The organism is Roseburia sp., assembly GCF_041325975.1.
GTDB lineage: Bacteria > Bacillota > Clostridia > Lachnospirales > Lachnospiraceae > Roseburia > Roseburia rectibacter.
The window spans coordinates 1095223-1114475 of the sequence record NZ_JBGLEJ010000004.1; the positions used below are offsets into that span (position 1 = coordinate 1095223).

25 protein-coding genes and 1 pseudogene are annotated in these 19253 nt (G+C 37.7%); 1 reads left to right on the forward strand and 25 read right to left on the reverse strand.

The features are described 5' to 3' along the window. Positions 1-19: 19 nt before the first annotated feature. The 25 genes and pseudogenes from ACDD58_RS08505 to dinB all read right to left on the reverse strand — a co-directional run bounded on the left by ACDD58_RS08505 (position 20) and on the right by dinB (position 18211). On the reverse strand, positions 20-274 hold the full coding sequence (locus ACDD58_RS08505; protein ID WP_082241386.1) for an InlB B-repeat-containing protein: 255 nt from the start codon (positions 272-274) through the stop codon (positions 20-22). Further along, positions 231-3875, reverse strand: coding sequence for a M64 family metallopeptidase (locus tag ACDD58_RS08510; protein ID WP_070103150.1), 3645 nt, complete (start codon positions 3873-3875; stop codon positions 231-233). The genes ACDD58_RS08505 and ACDD58_RS08510 overlap by 44 nt, the downstream gene beginning before the upstream one ends. A gap of 81 nt (positions 3876-3956) precedes the next feature. Then, positions 3957-4877, reverse strand: a pseudogene (locus ACDD58_RS08515) (transposase); the annotation flags it as partial. A 268-nt stretch (positions 4878-5145) separates the two neighbouring features. Next, positions 5146-5430, reverse strand: a complete 285-nt coding sequence (locus tag ACDD58_RS08520) for a DUF6462 family protein (protein ID WP_173022899.1) — start codon at positions 5428-5430, stop codon at positions 5146-5148. Positions 5431-5433: 3 nt separating this feature from the next. Next, complete coding sequence (locus ACDD58_RS08525; protein ID WP_117920263.1) at positions 5434-5892, reverse strand: DUF6462 family protein; 459 nt, start codon at positions 5890-5892, stop codon at positions 5434-5436. An 8-nt stretch (positions 5893-5900) separates the two neighbouring features. Next, positions 5901-6395, reverse strand: coding sequence for a DUF6462 family protein (locus ACDD58_RS08530; protein WP_370776941.1), 495 nt, complete (start codon positions 6393-6395; stop codon positions 5901-5903). A gap of 279 nt (positions 6396-6674) precedes the next feature. Next, positions 6675-7301 carry a hypothetical protein gene (locus tag ACDD58_RS08535; RefSeq protein WP_117920265.1) on the reverse strand — a complete coding sequence of 209 codons (627 nt, stop codon included), beginning with the start codon at positions 7299-7301 and terminating at the stop codon, positions 6675-6677. Further along, on the reverse strand, positions 7301-8464 hold the full coding sequence (locus tag ACDD58_RS08540; protein WP_370776944.1) for an HNH endonuclease family protein: 1164 nt from the start codon (positions 8462-8464) through the stop codon (positions 7301-7303). Before ACDD58_RS08540 ends, ACDD58_RS08535 begins: the two co-directional genes overlap by 1 nt. Next, entirely contained in the window at positions 8461-9531 is a 1071-nt protein-coding gene (locus tag ACDD58_RS08545; RefSeq protein ID WP_117920269.1) for an adenine-specific methyltransferase EcoRI family protein, read from the reverse strand. The genes ACDD58_RS08540 and ACDD58_RS08545 overlap by 4 nt, the downstream gene beginning before the upstream one ends. A gap of 179 nt (positions 9532-9710) precedes the next feature. Further along, positions 9711-10187 carry a methionine--tRNA ligase subunit beta gene (locus ACDD58_RS08550; protein WP_330418383.1) on the reverse strand — a complete coding sequence of 159 codons (477 nt, stop codon included), beginning with the start codon at positions 10185-10187 and terminating at the stop codon, positions 9711-9713. Between the two features lie 205 nt (positions 10188-10392). Beyond that, complete coding sequence (locus ACDD58_RS08555) at positions 10393-11628, reverse strand: site-specific integrase (RefSeq protein WP_117613589.1); 1236 nt, start codon at positions 11626-11628, stop codon at positions 10393-10395. 34 nt (positions 11629-11662) lie between these two features. Further along, positions 11663-11827 (reverse strand): DUF6290 family protein, encoded by a 165-nt coding sequence (locus ACDD58_RS08560; RefSeq protein ID WP_227081569.1) that lies wholly within the window; start codon positions 11825-11827, stop codon positions 11663-11665. Between the two features lie 96 nt (positions 11828-11923). Beyond that, positions 11924-12136, reverse strand: a complete 213-nt coding sequence (locus tag ACDD58_RS08565; RefSeq protein WP_117477964.1) for a DUF6462 family protein — start codon at positions 12134-12136, stop codon at positions 11924-11926. Next, positions 12129-12560, reverse strand: a complete 432-nt coding sequence (locus ACDD58_RS08570) for a type II toxin-antitoxin system PemK/MazF family toxin (protein WP_117477963.1) — start codon at positions 12558-12560, stop codon at positions 12129-12131. Before ACDD58_RS08570 ends, ACDD58_RS08565 begins: the two co-directional genes overlap by 8 nt. A gap of 3 nt (positions 12561-12563) precedes the next feature. After that, on the reverse strand, positions 12564-12932 hold the full coding sequence (locus ACDD58_RS08575; RefSeq protein WP_117477962.1) for a recombinase family protein: 369 nt from the start codon (positions 12930-12932) through the stop codon (positions 12564-12566). Between the two features lie 11 nt (positions 12933-12943). Further along, positions 12944-13273 (reverse strand): helix-turn-helix domain-containing protein, encoded by a 330-nt coding sequence (locus ACDD58_RS08580; protein WP_158564467.1) that lies wholly within the window; start codon positions 13271-13273, stop codon positions 12944-12946. Further along, positions 13263-13415 (reverse strand): hypothetical protein, encoded by a 153-nt coding sequence (locus ACDD58_RS08585; RefSeq protein WP_243129821.1) that lies wholly within the window; start codon positions 13413-13415, stop codon positions 13263-13265. Before ACDD58_RS08585 ends, ACDD58_RS08580 begins: the two co-directional genes overlap by 11 nt. A 62-nt stretch (positions 13416-13477) precedes the next feature. Continuing rightward, on the reverse strand, positions 13478-13885 hold the full coding sequence (locus tag ACDD58_RS08590) for a recombinase family protein (RefSeq protein ID WP_117613586.1): 408 nt from the start codon (positions 13883-13885) through the stop codon (positions 13478-13480). A gap of 122 nt (positions 13886-14007) precedes the next feature. Further along, positions 14008-14361 carry a helix-turn-helix domain-containing protein gene (locus ACDD58_RS08595; RefSeq protein ID WP_055062799.1) on the reverse strand — a complete coding sequence of 118 codons (354 nt, stop codon included), beginning with the start codon at positions 14359-14361 and terminating at the stop codon, positions 14008-14010. 103 nt (positions 14362-14464) lie between these two features. Then, positions 14465-14611: a hypothetical protein gene (locus ACDD58_RS08600; RefSeq protein ID WP_158563102.1), complete on the reverse strand. Its 147-nt coding sequence runs from the start codon at positions 14609-14611 to the stop codon at positions 14465-14467. Continuing rightward, positions 14601-15392 (reverse strand): helix-turn-helix transcriptional regulator, encoded by a 792-nt coding sequence (locus ACDD58_RS08605; protein ID WP_117613584.1) that lies wholly within the window; start codon positions 15390-15392, stop codon positions 14601-14603. The genes ACDD58_RS08600 and ACDD58_RS08605 overlap by 11 nt, the downstream gene beginning before the upstream one ends. A 75-nt stretch (positions 15393-15467) precedes the next feature. After that, positions 15468-15779, reverse strand: coding sequence for a helix-turn-helix domain-containing protein (locus ACDD58_RS08610; RefSeq protein ID WP_158563103.1), 312 nt, complete (start codon positions 15777-15779; stop codon positions 15468-15470). 666 nt (positions 15780-16445) lie between these two features. After that, positions 16446-16700, reverse strand: a complete 255-nt coding sequence (locus ACDD58_RS08615) for a hypothetical protein (protein ID WP_004611568.1) — start codon at positions 16698-16700, stop codon at positions 16446-16448. A gap of 5 nt (positions 16701-16705) precedes the next feature. Next, complete coding sequence (locus ACDD58_RS08620) at positions 16706-16948, reverse strand: LexA family transcriptional regulator (RefSeq protein WP_004611567.1); 243 nt, start codon at positions 16946-16948, stop codon at positions 16706-16708. Between the two features lie 15 nt (positions 16949-16963). After that, on the reverse strand, positions 16964-18211 hold the full coding sequence (gene dinB, locus ACDD58_RS08625) for a DNA polymerase IV (protein ID WP_117613582.1): 1248 nt from the start codon (positions 18209-18211) through the stop codon (positions 16964-16966). A 236-nt stretch (positions 18212-18447) separates the two neighbouring features. On the opposite strand from dinB, the gene ACDD58_RS08630 reads away from it, so the two are divergent. Beyond that, the gene (locus tag ACDD58_RS08630) at positions 18448-19182 is read left to right on the forward strand and encodes an XRE family transcriptional regulator (RefSeq protein ID WP_117613581.1); all 735 of its coding nucleotides are present in this window, start codon (positions 18448-18450) and stop codon (positions 19180-19182) included. The last annotated feature ends 71 nt before the right edge of the window (positions 19183-19253 follow it).

Sequence of the window (19253 nt, forward strand, 5' to 3'; positions counted from 1 at the left end):
TTAGTATAAACAGTAGTTGTCACAACTCCGAAGCCGCTGACGAACAGCAGAGCGATCCACAGCCACTCATACTGTTGTCGCCGGTCTGCGGATTCTGAACATCATCCGAAGGCTTGGTGGTATCGTCAGACTTGGTAGGAGCGGCAGGTTTGGTTGCCTTCTGACCTTCTTCGATAGTCTGAGTCGTTACTGCAGAGCCACCGGCAGAATCAAAGGTTACGGTATAGTTTTTATTTCTTTGTTGTAACAGCCTTAGCTTTTGACCAGCCTGAATAAATCCTTATGGATTTGCCGTTAATCTTAACTGTCTTATAGGTGCGAACTCTTACATAATACTTTTTCTTGCCCGAAAGCTTTGAAATTTTCTTTGATACTGTTGTATTCTTGCCTACTGTTACGGTCTTAGCCTTGCTGAATTTACTTGAGGCACTGTACTGTACCTGATAGCCTGTTGTCTGTGTAGCCTGCTTCTTCCACTTTACTGTAAACTTCTTTGAACCTGCTTTAAGTGAGGAAATACTTGTTGCCTTTGGCTTGATTGTGAAATAAAGCGTCTTTGTTCCGCTGTATTTACCCTTAAAGGTAATCTTTACTGCGTACTTGCCAACATACTTTCTGCCTTTTGCATAAGACACAGTATAGTCAGTATTCTTAACAAGTGTCTTTCCTGTTCTGTCCTTAACAATAACCTTAGGTGTTCTAACCTTTCCGTTATATGTTAATGATGTTGCTTTAAGCTTTATGCTTGATGCCTTTGTTACGGTTTGCTTTGTGGTGTGGGCAATCTTAGCAATATTGCCCCAAGATGCAAGGTCGGTTATTTCCTTTGTACCGAGTACATCTTCATAGAACTTGCCACAACCTTCGCACTTGTAGTATGCTTCCTTACCGCCCTCTGTGCAGGTGGCAGCTTTCGCAGCAACCAAAGTCAGATTGTGAGTGTGCGGTACAGTTTTGTAATATCCGCAGGTGTCGCAAACATTGTCAGAACCGTAATCGTGAGCCGCTTCGTCCTTTTTGTCGTGGCAACGAGAACATTCATGCCAGTGGTTAGTATCATCAGACTTCCATTCTGTGCCTGCGGTATGTCCGGGAGCCGGAATCTTCACACTGGTTTTATCGGTAATTTCTACCGATCCTGTTGCATCTGCGAACCACTTGTCACAGCCATCGCAGGTGTAGTATGCGGAATTGCCCGCAGTAGTGCAGGTGGCAGCTTTCGCAGCAACCAAAGTCAGATTGTGAGTGTGTTCTTCGTTTTTATTTTTGTAATAATATGTAACAACCGTTCCGTCCGAAACAATAGGCTTATTCAAGCCGTCAACCTTTATAAATTCATAATCATAAAGTGTTTTTGCCGGTGTTAAATCAAGCTTTGTGCCGTATGGCACGGTAAATGTTCCGCCGGCAGTGTTTGGAATTTCAGAGCCGTCCTCAAATTTATACTGAATTGAAACGGTTGTGTAGCGCTGTGTTTCCGTATTGTCGTCTGCAAGCACATTTCCGTTTTCATCGAGCACCTGAAATGCCACGGTATCGCCGCTCTTAAGCTGTGCATCAGACGGAATTTGATAAATAAGCGAGCAACTCTTTAAGCCTGAATTAAAGTCGCTTTTGATGTGATCCAAAGCACCGAGCGGCCAGAAATTCGCCTTATCATTCCAAACAGGAATGTCAAAGGTTTGTACTGTTTGAAGCGGATTCCCCGATGAATCGGTCGCAACGCTTCCGTCGGAGTGCTTAATCCACATTTTGAATTTTAATTGTCGTGCATTTTTATCTGAAATGTTTTGAATAACAGTTCTAAGCTCGATTTTTTTACCGTTCATATTAGTATTAAATCTGCTTTTGCTGTTGCCGCTCAAAAGTCGGTCATTGCGATTATATGTGTAATTATAATATGAACTTGTTTCAAGGTCGGTAAAATCAGACGGCTTTGAATAAGCGCCCGTATATTCCTTAACCTCGGGAGTTGCAACATAAAGGTCTACATCCTTAACAAGCTGAGACATTCGCTTGAAGCCCTGCAAACGGCAAACCTCACAGAATTGATAGTTTGTGTCTCTCATTATGCACTCATAACTTGAAACAAGCATTTTTGAGCCGTAAGCATTGCGGCAGGTATATGTGTTTCTAAAACCTAAAAGCTGTCGCCATTTTATCTTTTCCGGGTCTTCAACCGAGGAAAGATTGAGTGATTTAAGTTCCTTATCGTCAAGCAAATATCCGTCACTGTATTCATCACCGAGACCGAGCAAACCGTGTCCAAACTCGTGTGCAAAAGTTTTTGACGCACGATAACTGTCTGATGGCGAAATGAAATAATGGAAGCCGTATTCACGGTTATTATAAGCACCGCCGAAATCTGATTTTGTGTTTACAACCATAGCGAACTGAGCAATATAATCGTGAACATAATAATAAGGCTCATATTCCGAACCGGACGGAATTGTGTTTGGATCACACTTTTTTTTGATATGAGCATCGTGAATTTTCTCGATAAATTCAGGACCGATACATCTCTCAAAAATATGATTTTTCCACTGACTTCCGTGGAGATTATTAGAAATAACAGGCGAATTATATTTGTCGACTATAACATCAAAGAAGGTGCTTCCACCATTGTCAAAAGTCGATTCGGAAGCTGTGCAAAGAGCGTAAACATTGAATCTGTCGGCATAACTGCGATACGGTTCATATTTCATAGCGTCCTGCCAAAGTCGTTTGACATCATTGATGAATTTGCCCTGCTGACTTTTTGTGTATCCCTCGCCGCAAACGACAACAACCATATTTTCCGTGTCGCTACGTGTTTTTTGGATGGTATAAACAGGGATGGTAGGATTAGAATATTTTCCGTCATTTGAATACCACGGGCCGAGGGTGAGCTGAATGCTTTGCTCGGTGCTGACATTCCAATCGGGATTTGCGTCCTCGGCAGGTTCCGAAATTGTATAATCATCCTCTTGCTTATTTGGAGCAGAGCCGATATAAGGACTGCTTTGTGAGCCGCTGCCGGAAGTTGTAACAAAATATTCGGAATCGAGATAAAATGCAGGTCTTACACCCAAATCGGAATACCACGGAGCATAACGACCGACCTGACCCGATGAACTGATATAACGCATATCGTGATTGCAATCGGTAACAGGAGTGCGAAGCCAATAAGGCCAAGCCATACCGTCATTATTATACGCAACATAATAACCTTTGAGATTTTTCCACACGGCATTAGCCTGCTTTACATCAAGAAGAAAAACCTTTTCGGTTGTAGTTTCAAAATATGAACTGTCGTAGTTTGCCACCGCTTCCGAGATATCGGTGTAGTATAACAAATCCGAATTTGCGTCTCCATCAACTATGCCCTTGTTGTATTCGGGATGAGAAACGAGAGAACGCTGGGTAACGGTTTTCATTGCCGCAATTTCAGATTTTGAAAAAGCGTTGAGAAAACCCGCTTTTTCGTTGTACGCTCCCACACCGCTTACATATCCGTCTTTCGGAGGGTTGCCGCAAAGCCAATCGACTTTGCCTTCAGCTGCGGTCGAATTTAACCAAGAACGCATATTGCTGTCTTTCCAATAGTTAGAACCGTAATCATCACGCTTATAGCTTCTGCTGTGTGATTTTGAATTGCTGTTGTCATTTGTTTTGGCATCATATGCAAGGGTGTCAACAATTTTGTCTGCAAGCATAAGCGGTCCGTTATTGTCAATGCTTACACATCGCCAAAGAATTGAGGCATTGTTATACGCGCCCATTTTAACATAGTCGCCAACTTTAATATCGGGCTTTGATGCCGCCTGAATGGTCATCGGCAAAACGGAAATTGCCATGCACAATGCCAAGAATATTGCGGTTATTTTTTTCGTCATTAAGGAACTTCCTTTATAAGCTATATATTTGCTTTTATTATATTGTAAGGTGTTATATGTGTCAATCACCAGTTTACAAATTTATAAATGATAGACTTGCTGACAAATCAGCTGTTTTAAAGCCTTTGTCATAGCATTTGATTTTATATGTGTTTCGATATTTTTCACGAAAGTGGCAAAAAATATCTGGCTGCGAATGCCCTGACTTAATTCAAACCGAAACTCCTGCACACTTTTTGTGCGGTATTCAGAAAAATGTTCGTTCTGATAAGGCAGAATCTTCATGGCACAGTAACTGATATTGATCAAATTGACCAGCATTTCAATCCCTTTGCAGCTTCGCACCATATAGTTGCAAAAAGACCAGAACGTTTTCTGCTCATAGTAGCTTGTTTCAATATTCCAGCGAAATGAGTACAAAAGTAGCGGTATGTATTTCATCCGATCACTTCCAGTCTGGTTTAATGGAGCTTTTTCCTGCCATGCGCAGAAAATCTGCAGATCTTCCGGGAAAACGGTACTGAAAAACAGTCGTTTTGTACCATGTTCTTTTTCAGTGACAGTGACATAGGCAAGAACTTCTCTGTCGCCGAAGATCTTAGTCAGAACCCGACGGACACCGGTATAATAATCCCCGATCTTTTTATTGGATAATGTAAAATCTGTCTCAACAGAAAGCTGTTTTCCATGTTTGGCAGGACGTCCCCGCCGACCGGTACGTGCAGGTGCAGGATCATACATGACAGAATCAATCCTTGCATTACCGATCAGATCCAGGTTTGGATATTCATCAACGATTGATACCAGGTTCTGTTTTGTATACCAGCTGTCGCACAGGATGATGACATGATCCCTGCTGTGAAATTCAGGCATAACCTGCCGGATCATGGATGCTGCCAGTTCCAGTTTGGATTCTTTTTTCTGCCACATACGATAACCAAGCGGAACAGAAAGATAAGATACCTTATCTCCATTCCAGACAGGTACGCAAAGCATGACACTCCTTCTATATTTCATTTCTTACTGAAATATAACCTAACAGAAAAAAATAAAGATTTGATGAAGATTGCTAAATAATTCGTCTACTCTATTTTTATTCTCGTATGGAATAAACCATGCCCCGTAATTTTACTACCTACAGAAATTCTGTAGTGCAAACTACTTTGCAAATCTGTAACTAATTATTCAATTGTTATGTCCAATCTCTCTTGGACAATTGATATTCTACAATGCACTTTAATTTTACGGAAGTGACACCACTGGTGTATTTTTACGAATTTTCATCAGTTTTTGGTGTATTTGTCATTTCCTTTAATTTGTTCCATGTATGCTTAGGCAGTTCTCTTGCCGGCTCTCTGAATCGTTCAAGATATTTTTCAAATAATTCCGTATTGATTAATGCTGAATTACCGACTTTATAGACTGTTCCTGCCTCTCTCGCAATTACTATGATTCTCGATTTACTTATCCCGTAAATAATCGCTCCTTCCTCTGCATTGACAAATTTTTTCATAAAATCCTTTGTATCTGAATAGCACTTATATGAGTAACTCATTCATCAGTCTCCTTTCACATTTGGCAATGGATGTTTCATTTCTGTTGGCGGTTCTCTGAATTGCTCCATATATTCATCAAACACCTCCAGATTAATCAGAATAGTATTTCCTTTTGCTTCGCCTATCTTATATACAGCTCCAGCTGCTCTAGCCATTTCGATAAATCTATGATGTCCTATGCTGTAAGTCATTGAACCCTCTCCGATTCTCACAAACTTCTTTTCCACAATTTTATTTGAACTAGGAACTCTTGCAGAATGTTTCATAAATTTCATCAACCTTTCCTTATGTACTAATATAATCTTTGCAAGCTGATATCTTGCTCCAGCAGCCAACGCTATATCCATTGCCTCATCTTGTGTTACATCTAATAAAGCCATTACCTCATCAATACGAATAAATCTTGGTTTTACAATTTCTTTTCTATAGGCACAAACTGAACCACTCAATGTATTTACCATAACATCACCTACTTATAAAACTCAGAATCTGTAATATGAAAAGTTTCAAGATACTTATCCAATATTTCTGTATTAACAAGTACAAGCTGACCAATTTTATAACAAGCCTTGGCATCCTTAGCCACTTCTTGAAATTTTGTCATTCCCATAAATATTAAATGATAACCAAAACTTCGCCCCATAAATGCTATGTGACTTACCATAGACATTATTTCTTTAATTTGTTTTGTATCTTTTGACAACGCATAACTAGAAAATTCATCAAATAATAAATACTTCTCGTCATATCCTTTATTACGAATAGTATCAACAAAAGAATTATAAAACTTTCTTAACAAGTCATCACATTCTGTATACTCCGCATATGTTGGTACGATATTGTCCCAATCTCCACCTGCTTTGAAATCACAGATGGAAATATCTACATTGTTATCCAGTATTTGATTAACAATCATCTGGGAACTGACGGTCTTTGAACCGCCAGTTATTCCAGAAATCAACAAATGTGGGACTATCCTTGTATCCCATACAAGATGGTTTTAGACTATCTTGAAATAGACGAAAATATTATTGCTACATGCCATTTTTCAAACTTATGTGCTCCAGAACTTTTTTCTTCTCTATCCTCAAGGAATCAATTAGCTATTATATATTTAATGAAAAATCTACATACTGATTTTTCATTTAACTCACTTTCCGATAATTTAGGTATTGAAGAAACAGGCTTTTAATTTGATATTGACCATAAAAAAGCAGATGAATCAAATCATCTGCTTTCTCCATTAATCCTTTCCTGCAATTTTTTCTAACTGCTTTTCTATTTTATCAAGACTATAGCTCTTTTTCTGTTCCATACGAACATAATCAGAAGTATTTATTATACAGTTTATACCTTTCATCGGTAACTCAAATTGTTCATTATACATCTTGCCATTACTATAATACTGAATATCTATTATTAGCGGTTTCTCACACAATTTCATATAATCGCCTGTTCCGTCCGCTGGTACGCAAATAGAGTAAACATATTTATCATCCGCAGGGAGAAATATTTCTATATCTTTTAATTTTTGCAATGTATCTGCAACACTTGAATTTTTTTCTGTGCTTCTTAAACACTCTAACCACTTTGCCGAAATATTTATTATTAATTTTTCCGCCATTGTCTTTCCAATATTATGAAATGCCAAACAATATAATTGTCCCTCTAATGTTACAAAACGAGGAATTACATGTGCTCTGTTACTTTCTTCAAACTGTCGTTGAGCTTCTTCTGTTTGCCTTCTTGTAGCTGATGCAGACTTTCCATTGAATATACATATAAATATCGTTGCAATAACATATACAAATGTCAGTACTGCCATAACAAATCCATTATTGTTATTCATCCATGTTATCAACTCTTTCATTAACGATTTCCTTTCGCTCTATTATGTGTTTTACAAAGCATTTGACAATTACTAATATCTGTTGCACCGCCATTACTCCATGCCGATACATGGTCTGCATCCATCTCACTTAACTTCCAGATACGACCATGGTTATTGTCAGAACCTAACGCACAAAGCGGACAATTTGATTTATCCGTTCCCTTAACTGCACTTGTCTGTTGTGCATACACACTTTTTTTCGTCGGCTCATCAAAAATACGAATGTTCAGTAATTTTGTTTCTACGCAACCACCAAGAATATATTCATATATACCCTTTTTGTCTTTTACAAAATAGTCTGCAAGATATTCTTGTACTTTCTCTGACACCTCTTGCGGATTATATGCATTTCTGTGATATGTCTCATATAATCTTCCCCAATCAAGACCGACCATAGATGAAGCAACATCAAGAAAAACACTTGATACCCAATCTATAACTGAATTAAAATACGTCTTTAGTTCCGTTATATTATCATCATATCTATGTTGGCTCATATATCCGCTTATATTACCTTTACTAACCCATTGTAAAGCTGTATGTAAATAATCCTGTCTATTTGCACTACCAGATATATATGCACTCCACTTTTGTATATTTGCATTCTGACTGTTACTAAATTCCTCTTTTGCCTTTGTAACAAATGTTCCAGAGTGTATTGCATTTAAAAGTTCTTGTGCGTTAAGTGGTACTCCTGCAATATTAATTGTTTCAAACCACTCTTTTATTTCGCTTTCCTCTCCTTCACAAATATATATAGTTAATAGAGAATCTAATATTTTGCGTTTTTTATCTTCTGCAAGTCCACCAAAATACTGTTCCATACCATTGCTATCTTTAATTGCAAATTTTCCTGTCACAAATCTTCCGAAACTCGTTATTCTTTGCTGTCCGTCAAGAACCTCATACTTATCTTCCCCTACTTTTGTAAAATAAATAAGTCCAAGCGGATAGCCCTTTAATAATGATTCTATTACTGCAACATCCTTTTTACCATCTGCATAGATGTAATTTCTCTGATATTCTGGTTGAATTGTCAATTTACCAGACAATCCAAACAATCCTTTTCCTTCGTAATCGTTATATACAAATCCCTTGCAAATATCTTCAACTGTAATATCCGTTCTTAATGTTGTTTTCATTCATTCTCCCTTCTGCGAATTGCAATACGCTTATAAACCAATTTTCCATCTATTGTCGGTACTGCTAAATCAAAATCCCCATCTTTACCATGATTAAATTCGCCTACTATTTCAAATTGGTCTGGATTATACTTGTCTAAAAAAGTAATCGGCACTCCCATAATTCCTTCATAATCATTCGGTATCGCATCCGTAAACGGAACTTCTATTGCATCAAAATTATCATACTTTTGATACTTATTTTCTTTAATTTGCTTGTGCTTACTATATTTAATATTATCAGCCATACTCATAAGCTGTAATGGTTGATGCCTACGTCCATGGTCAAGATTTGTCAACCACAAACAATTATTTGTAGCAACAATTCTTTTTCCATCTTCTATTCTCGCTTCTGTTCCATATAACTCATAATTATCTGGAACAATAAAACCAGAAATCCAACGACCCATACCATTTCCGAGCCATATCTTATTATCCATAATGTATGGAAAAACTTCTTTGTATAATATGCAATTAATATTTCCAATAATTAAAAATTTCTTATTTGCTTCAATAATCCATGAAAGAAATTCTCTAAACATGCTAAATGGTGGATTAGTTATTATGACATCTGCTTCATCACGAAGTTTTCTTACTTCCTCGCTTCTAAAATCTCCATCCCCTTCTAAATAAGACCACTCTAAATCGTTTATATCAATTCTTCCAGAAGCATCACTATCCTTTTCCAAAACAAAAATCTTTCCATGTGTATCTGTCTTTTTTTCATCATATTGAGGACTATTCATTTCAAAAAGCGTTATTTGATGATATTCTATTTTCTTACTTGCTGATGCATAACTCGTTGATATTAATTTTTTTAATCCTAGCATCTCAAAATTTTGAGCAAAAAACTTTGTAAAATTACTCCACTCTGGGTCATCGCATGGTAACAATACAGTTTTCCCTCTAAATGTATCTGGATTATATTCTAAATACGCATTTACTTCTTTTTGAATATCTACAAACTGCGTATAAAATTCATCATTTTTTGCTGACTTTGCCGCCGTCAATCCACTATTTTCTCTCATATCTCTATCCTTTTCTATATTGTGCTAAAACTATTGTACCAGAAAATGAAAGAAAGCGGTCAAACTTTTTATAAGTTCAACCGCTTCACAATTAACTTCTATGAACGTGCTCTCTTTATAAACTTTTCTCGTAAATTGGTCATAGGATTTAATTCATTATACAATACCACTAACTAATTTTAGTAGAGTTTTGCCCCAGCAGGAATATGGTTATCAACCATAATAAGATGAAGTTCTTCATCCTCCGAATCTTTAAGGTTGTTTACTGCTGAAAGTAACATACCACAAGATTCAATTCCCATCATTGCTCTTGGTGGAAGGTTTGTAATAGCAATCAATGTTTTTCCAACTAATTCTTCTGGTTCATAATATGAATGTATTCCAGAAAGGATTGTTCTATCAACACCTGTACCATCATCAAGAGTAAACTGTAATAATTTTTTGCTCTTTGGTACTGCTACACATTCCTTAACCTTAACTGCTCTAAAATCTGATTTTGAGAATGTATCAAAATCAACTGTTTCCTCAAACAATGGCTCAATTTTTACATTTGAGAAATCAATCTTTTCCTCAACGGTCGCAATCTGGTCGCAATTCTCGGTTGTAGTGCTCTTAGATGCCTTATTTTCCTGCTTATCAGAGCCTAATGACTTCATTGTTGGGAGCTTTTTCGCTCCTGCTGTAAAGAGCTGTAAGATGATTTACATTTCTTTAAATCATTACAATATTTTCTTTAGCAAGCTGTACTAAAATAACCAAATTTGCAGTCTTTTTTGGTCATATATTAGTCATATTAAATTTTTTTGGTCAATTGCCTAGTCCTCAAATCAGAGGACTCTTTTCTATATTATATCGTTGTTTCTAAAATACATCCATGTTCTTGGCAAGTTTCTCCAAAGCCTCTCTAGTAACCTCTGGATTTGCCTCCGCATAAATGTTCATGGTTGTGCTGACATCAGCATGTCCCATTACTTCTTGAATAACTTTTACATTGGTTTCGTTCTCACAAAACCTTGAAGCAAATGTGTGTCTAAAAATGTGACATGAAAACCTGGGCAACATTATAGGTTCTCTCTTCTTTTTCTTTGCCTCTACCTCTTCTTCGGCATTATGAGCATCAACGATTCTCTTGATTGCACGATTTACTGCCTGCGGATTATGTGGATTTCCAAACCGATTAGTAAATATAAAGTTTGTCATTCCATCAACCTCTGCAACACAAAAACCTTCTTCCTGCTGACGCTGGTATTCAGACTTGAGCACTTCATACACCGGTCCCATCATTGGAATTGTCCTTATTCCTGCTTCTGTTTTAGGTTCTGAAACCCTAAACTCACACTTGAATGAATTGTCAGATCTTGTGTAATAAGTAAGACTATGGTTAATATTGATTGTTCGTTTCTTCATATCAACATCGTCCCATCTGATGCCTATTGCCTCACCGATTCTGCATCCAGTTCCAAGCAGAAATACAAAAAACGGATACCAATGGAAGAAAAACGGATTCTTCGCAACATAATCAATAAATTCTCTCTGCTGCTCTACTGTCAGTGCTCTTCGACTCTTTCTAGCACCACCATTTCTTTTTTTCACCTCGGCATAAGCTCCATCTACAGGATTTCTTCTTATTATATCATCTCGTACTGCCAGCTCAAATGTAGGTCGCAATACAGTATTGATACTCTCCAAAGTATTTACCTGCAATCCTTTGTTCGTAATCAAATCCGTATAGAAAAATAAGACATCAGAATACTTTACATCCTTAATCTTTTTCTTTCCAAAAGTATCCCTGATAAAATGTTCCCATGTATATAAGTAATTTGCTTTTGTAGTGCTTCGCAACTCCGTCTTGGTAGAAATATATCTATCAAACAAAAAATTTACATCTGCACTTCCAGCAACATATACATTTAACCCGTCCATCTGGTCACGAACAAGTTCGTCTTCTTTCTGCCTAAGTGTTACAAGAGATTTCGCATATATCGTCCTTTGTTTTCCCAATGGATCAGTATAAATATATGAATACCTACCATCAGTTTTACGATAATGCTCTCCTTTTCGTAATACTCTTCCTTTACCATCTTTTCTACAAGCCATCTTTTCTCCTTTCTCAAAAAGAAAAGAGCCTGCATTACTTCTGGTCAGCCATTAGTTTCTCTAACACTGCCATTTTAACTACTTGCGTCATAGTCATGTTATGATTTTTGGTGTATTCAAGCAGCAATTCATGTTCTTCACCATTCAGTCTGATTGTAATCCTCTTATCAGCAGGATTTTCAGCCTTTGGTCGTCCCATCTTTGCCAATATATCACCTCCATCTGAACATAGTATACTTTATGTCGGACATAAAGTCAAGTATATTAATGCATACTCTTTCATATTCTTTTCAATTTATTTGTAGAATTCCTCGTCTTCTATATGAAATGTCTCCAGATATTCATCAAGAATATCAAGGTTCACAAGCACCAGTCTATTCATCTTATAACATGCTTTCGCATCCTTAGCTAACTGCTGGAACTTTGATAAACTCATTGAGTACATCTCTGCACCCTCTGGATATCTGACAAATCTCTTATTATTTGTTTTCCTTGTTCTGCTATCCATTTTGTTTCATCTCCAATTCCTCTAATACCATCTTACGTGCTACTGGTAACAGATTAAACTGCATAATCATTGCTCTATCCATTGCTTCCCTAATCTCTGATTCTCCCGGAATATATCCCGACTTAAAACGAACACAGCCCTTATTCAAGGTCTGAATATCCTCCGGCATAAAATCAGATCTATTGCTCAATGCATACCCTCTTATTTCTGAAGGCTCAACTATCACATGCACAGGATTATCTTTCAATTTTGATGATAATGGAACAACTGAAATCTGAGGTGCACCACCATGATTACTTGCATCACACGATACCACAATTCCAGGTCTGATTCCGCCCTGTACTCCATGTGGGTTACGACCAAAGTCTGCATATACAACGTCAAATTTTTTATATTTGTCATATCGTTTTTTATTCTTATTCATAACCTAAAACCCCCTTAACTGCATAGCCAGTCTGCCATCATCTACTGTAACAATAATTCCTCCTGCATCCTGAACCTGTGCTATTTTTATAAATGCATCAATAAGGTTGTCTGTAATAACACTCATGTTTGCGACTATTACACCATCTACCTGCTTTTTTCTAATCTTATCCACAATCTGATGCCACTGTCTGTCCACATCATTCTGTGAAAATCCATGTCGGCGTTCAGTGCCAACAATCATGTATTCTTTATTTTTTACATACTCATGAATATATTTACTCTGCTTGTCCTCTAAGCGATCCACTTTATCCAATGGTGCACTTACTGACAGATACTCTATACATTCAATCGTCTTTTTCTTTCTTCTCATAGCCAAACCTCCTATGAAACAAGCATCTCTGCATTATCAAGCATCTCGTTAAATATCTTTTGAAAATATGCCTTCCTGCTATAATCCATTAATTCCAACCTAGAGTCTATTGAATTTTCTTTCTTACCCTCTGCCACATTCAGGATTGTATTGGCATCTACTTTGAAATAATCAATTATCTTAAATAGATTTGTGATACTTAATGCACGTTCTCCATTCTCATACTTTTTGATAGTTGACTCACTAATACCAAGCTCAGCAGCAAGGGCTTCTTTTGTAAGATTTCTTTGGATTCGTAACGACTTAATCACGATTCCAACTTGATAACCATCATATTTCATCGCTATATCCTCCATCGTCCTTTGCCATTTCTCTTAACATCTCTACAGCTGCATCTTCTGTTTCATACTGACCAAGCCACTTCCCTCTCGAATCATGTACTACTGTTCCGAATGCAGTCTGCGTAAATCTGCAATCCTTCACAGCCGGGACTTGTTTGTCCCGACCGGAATGATTTTCTGTTGTCGATCTACCAAAGGACTCCATTAGCATCCAAAGTCCTCTGCATGAGATACAGTAATTGGCACCGGACCGACTTCAAGAGAATAGAGCCATATGCCCATATCTGTGATGGTCTTCACAAATTCCTCCAGATCATAAATGTCATCGGTGATCTCATTCAGGCTTCTGACTACTACAACCTCAAAATATCCCTCTTTAAGTGTTGCAAAGAAAGCATTCAGTGCTTCTCTGTCATAGTCCCTTGTCATTGAGCGATCACAATACGCATCATTTATTATTACTCCATTAGGTATTGCCTGATCACGCATACTTTCAACCATCTGGACTACATTGAGTTCCGCTCTGCGTGACTTTACAAATGCAATACCCTTTGCAAGCTCCTGATTATCTGTACCTTCGTTTCCTACTAAGTTAAAATCTCTTTTTTTCATTTTGTTATCTCCTTTACGATTTCGTATTGGAGAGTTTTGGCGCCTCCACTCTCGTGGTGTGCTGTTCTTTAGCACATGTTTATGGTACTCTATTAAAAAAAACTATGCGCCCACTCTAAAGACTATCTTTTCTGATTTGTAGTCTTTAAAAGACTATTTTTAATTTCTCCCTCTATTCTTCCAGTCACCATTTTTAAATTGTTTACTAATTCCACCATCTCCGGCGAATAATTCATGTGTTCTTCTCCAAACAATAAAAAATCAGCAGAGCAATCCAAGATTTGTGCAATGCAATATAATTGTGGTATCGTACAATTTGCTTTTCCACTTTCAATTCGAGACATCTGGTTTTTACCAATGCCAAGATAGCTTGCCAACTCTATAGCTTTCATATGCCTTGATTCTCGTATATCTTGAATTCGTATACCGATTTCCAAACAAGTATCAGAATCATATTCTTTTATCTCTTGGATCACTCTGCTCACCTCCCTTACAAAAAAATAAGGAGCCTCTATCATTCAAATATTGAACGATATCGGCTCCCTTTTGCCCTTATCAACTGCCAATTCAGCTGATGTATTATTTAACTTGTATTTTATCTGCCCGCTGTTTTTTTACGGAATAAACCACAAAATTTCCATCCTTATCTCTGCGCACTTCTGCATCATGACCATTTTTAGTTGCGTAAAGTATCTGCTGGTATAATAGATGAATTTTATCTTCCATATGTTGCACCTCCCAATGTTGGCATATCTACTTTATCATAAGTTGGTATAACAAACTCTTCTTCAAGCTCCCAATTTTCTTCGCTTATCAAAATAATTGATATTATGTCGTGGATTTTAATTGTACCAAGTCTTCTTTTGGCAGCATCAAACTCATCCCTATTGCTAAGCACAAGACTTAATTTTGTACCATTATCTCTTAAAGAATTCACATAACAGCAGCCGAAAAACCAAGATAGTTTTTGCATCACTGGTCTATGTGGTCCAACATATACATCAAAAGCCCATTCCCTTATTCCATACTCTTTTAATAATTCTGTTTTGATAACAAAATCCGCTCTAAATCTAATTTCATCCGTAGTATAAATAATATTTTTTTCTTTTTCAATCTCACACTTATACCCAAGCTGCGTAATATCACAAAGCAATCTATCAATAACGATATCTTCTAATACACTTTCAGATTTTCTTTCCTTTCCTTCATATACGCTTATTTTCTCCAGTCCATGTGCTTGTAATAGCATATCCAATGTTACGCCGCCTTCAGGTACTGCATTATCTGCAATTGCCTTAATAAGTGAATCCTTATTTGGTGTTGTATTTTTTTTATTTATTAATCTAGATATTGTAGATGGACTAACTCCACAAACTCTAGCGAATTCATTAATTGACCTCTCATCCCCTTTAGCTCTTTTAGTCAAATCAGCCAAGGTCTCCATATCTTGATCATGTTTTCTATAATATCCTGGGAACAAATTCTTAATTGTCTCATTTTGTTGCATGAACGCCACCTCCATGCAATAGATGATATCACATCTATTGCGTGAAAGCAATATCTACGCAACATATTTTTATAATCATTCATTAAATGCATTAATCAAATTTATCAAAACCTCTTTTTGTTCTTTCGTTATTTTAATTTCATGCTCATATTTTTTCCCAAATAAAATATAGTCCGCAGAACCTCCTAATATCTGTAATAATATAAACAACTGCGAAATAGTGCAATTTGCTCTACCATTTTCAATTCGTGACATTTGGTTCCTTGTTATTCCCAATTCCGTTGCCAACTCAATGCTTTTCATATTTTTGTCTAGTCGCATTTCCTGTATTCTCTGCCCTATTTCAAATTGTACATTCTTATCATATTCTCTTATTTCCTTGTTCATATTGTCCATCCTTTAAAACTTGTTACCGTTAACTCGTTTGAGGACGGACAATAACTCCCAAGATATGTAATTTTCTGCAAATAAAAAAGGACACATGAAAAACAGTCCCAGTCCTCAAACTGGTTTCTAATTTTTCATGCGTCCTTAGGATGGCACCTTTGCGTATCATCAGCTTACGCTTATTGCAGGTGTCTCCCATATCATGATGACCACTAATTTAATTGTCTTATCCTGTTGCGACCAAATATCTGCCGCAGCATCTGATGTCTGACTGTATGTATCAGATATAATACTTATCCTGTTCTACTCTATCCAGCAACTCGCCTTCCTTGAAATTCTTCAAGGTCATTACTCTGCCACAATGGTGACATTTCATCATAACTCTTGGCAGTACCGGATAATTTCTGTTACCTGTAACCATGTATGAAACTTTCATACTCTTCTTGCACTTCTTACAATAAAAATCTATAACTTTTAACTCTTTGTTCAATTCAGTTCGCTCCTTATTCATACAAAATCATCAATCTACAATTCTGTACTCGTAAAGGAAAGGGAAATCACCTTTGCAAGCCTTTTGCCGGGAGTTCCGATGAATGTCTGCACATTCCCCGGCTTTGCTGATCTAAAGCCAACTGATATGAATTGTGCTGTCAGCACACAATCACATCAGGCTCCGGCTCTTTCCATAAACCACATATTGTTATCTTCATAGAAAAGGAATATTTCCTTTCCATCTACCACGCAGGTATAACGCTCTCCAACTCCACCAGCCCTTGTACTGGCAGCTCTGCGCTTGTCTTTTACTCGTGTAATCTCATACTTTCTGCCATCTTCCCATGTTATCTCTTTGGGAATGAGCAGTCCGTCCTTTGAAAACTCTGCAAGTACATCAACATATACCTTATTGCTCAATGTAATCACCTTCCTTACAAGATCGCTATTGCTCTGGAAGCATCCATCTTCCTTGCTATATAGCCTTTTTCTTCTAATATTTTCAGATGTGCATAAACACTTGAAGTCGATGCCACCCCTACCATCTTGCATATCTCCCTGATAGTAGGAGCATAACCATTCACACGCTGATATTGCATAATACTTTCATACACATTCTGCTGCTTCTCCGTCAATGGTGCTCTGTCTACCAGATCAATTCTTGCTGCTTCGCTCATGTTCCGCCTCCCTCTTTATCCAAAATACCCATGTGGATGTACTGTGTGTTCTTCTTTTGCATTGACTACCGATAGAATCCTGTCCCGGTACATGAGTCCCCTCTGGATACTGTAAAATCCAAATCTTCTGCGTATCTCATCAACCGCTGAATCCATCTTCATCTGCTTTTCACGCTTCTCCACACTTGAGAACAAATCAATCTGTTCCCAATAATTATCTGTTACTAAGTCTGCACCTCGGACACCAATACTGCGTATTGGTTTGCTCCAGTTATAGTTTTCCTTAAATATCTGATAAGCGTATGCAACTATCTCTCCGGTGATATTCGTTGCGTGGTCAATCTTTTTCTGACGGGTAAAAGAGAATAGCTCATTATCCCTGACACTTATCTCAACCACTCTGCACCGGAATCCATTCTCACGAAGTCTTGCTGCAACACTCTCAGCCAGAATATAAAGAACAATCTTTACATCCTCATCGCATACTAAATCCTTTGGTGTCGTTGTGCTGTTTCCCACCGATTTGATTGGAGCGTGGGTATTCTCCAGTTTGACAGGTGATTCATCATAGCCATTAGCAAATGACCATAAGATGCTGCCCATCTTTCCAAGGTGGCTGTTAAGCATCCCTTCATCTGCCCTTGCAAGATCACCTATGGTTCTGATACCGAATTTTGCAAGCTTCTGATTCGTGCTCCTTCCGACATATAGCAGATCACTTACCGGAAGTGCCCATGCCTTCTGCTTAAACTCACTCTTATACATAGTTGTGATTGCATCCGGCTTCTTATAATCTGAACCAAGCTTTGCAAATATCTTATTGAAAGAAACACCAACACTCACTGTGATGCCAAGCTCTGACTTCATTCTCTTGCTGATTTCCTGTGCAATGAGCAATCCATCCCCTTTAAGGGAGCTGCTCCCTGTCACATCAAGCCAGCACTCATCAATTCCATATGGCTCCTGCTTGTCCGTATATTCTGCATATATCTCATGCGCCATCCTTGAGAACCGAAGATATAAGTCCATTCTTGGTGAAACAAATGTTATGTCCGGACAGACCTGCTTTGCCTGCCAGAGCGCCATTCCTGTTTTCACACCGTACTTCTTGGCAATATAGTCAGCAGTTAAGACAATCCCATGTCTTGCCTCCGGGTCACCGCCTACTGCCAGTGGCTTTCCTGCAAGCTCCGGATGATGCAGATGCTCAATCGAAGCATAACAACAGTTGATATCTGAATGAAGTATTACCCTGTCTCCCATCTGCATAACCTCCTGCATTTAATCTATCACTACCATAACCTTTAGTCCAAGTATATGAGTAATGTTCCTTACAGGGCATAGTATAACCCCAAGAATAATCGACTGTCAACGGACACATGTGTCTGTTTTCTCATTATATTGGATTTTTAACTTGAATAATTGGTACTATTGCTATATACTATGGAGTGAAAAGAGACATTAGAAATCAACTAATTGGAAAGAAAAGAGGCGTATGTATGTACTCAATCGGAGAAATCATTTCAACATATAGAAAAAAGAAAGGCTTGCTCCAGCAGGATCTCGCTGATGAACTGGCAAAAGAAGGCATCAAGATTTCCTATAAAGCCATATCCAACTGGGAGAGAAATCTTGCTGAACCAAGCGTTACCATATTTTACAAAGTGTGTAGAATCCTTGGTATCACTAATATGTATGAAGCATATTTTGGAGTAAATCCTGCTGATCCTTTTTCATCACTTACTGATGAAGGCAGGGAAAAGGCTATGGATTATATCAATCTGCTCCACGCATCCGGAATGTATGAAAAGCAAACTGCTAAGATAATTCCATTCAGAAGCATTGATATTTTTGAAAATGCAGTATCAGCCGGAACCGGTAACTTTCTCGTAGACGGACCTAAAGAGACTGTACGCATAGATGAATCTATTCTGCCGGAAGATACAACTTTCGGTGTACGCATTAGTGGTGACAGTATGGAACCTGAATTCCACGATGGTCAGATTGCATGGGTATTGCAACAGGAATCTGTTGCTAATGGAGAAATCGGCATCTTCGCTCTGAACGGAGAAGCCTATATCAAGAAGTTAAAGGACGACAAAGACGGAATTTTCCTTATCTCACTCAACGAAAAGTATGCACCTATCAAGGTTGGAGAAAATGACCGCTTAGACATATTTGGAAAAGTTCTTGGAAAATCTGATGCTTCTGCTCTTACCGATCATTGCCGATAAAAACGCAAGTCCTTTTTATTGGACACATTTTTTTGCATAATTGACAATAAGAAAATATCTATAGAACTGAA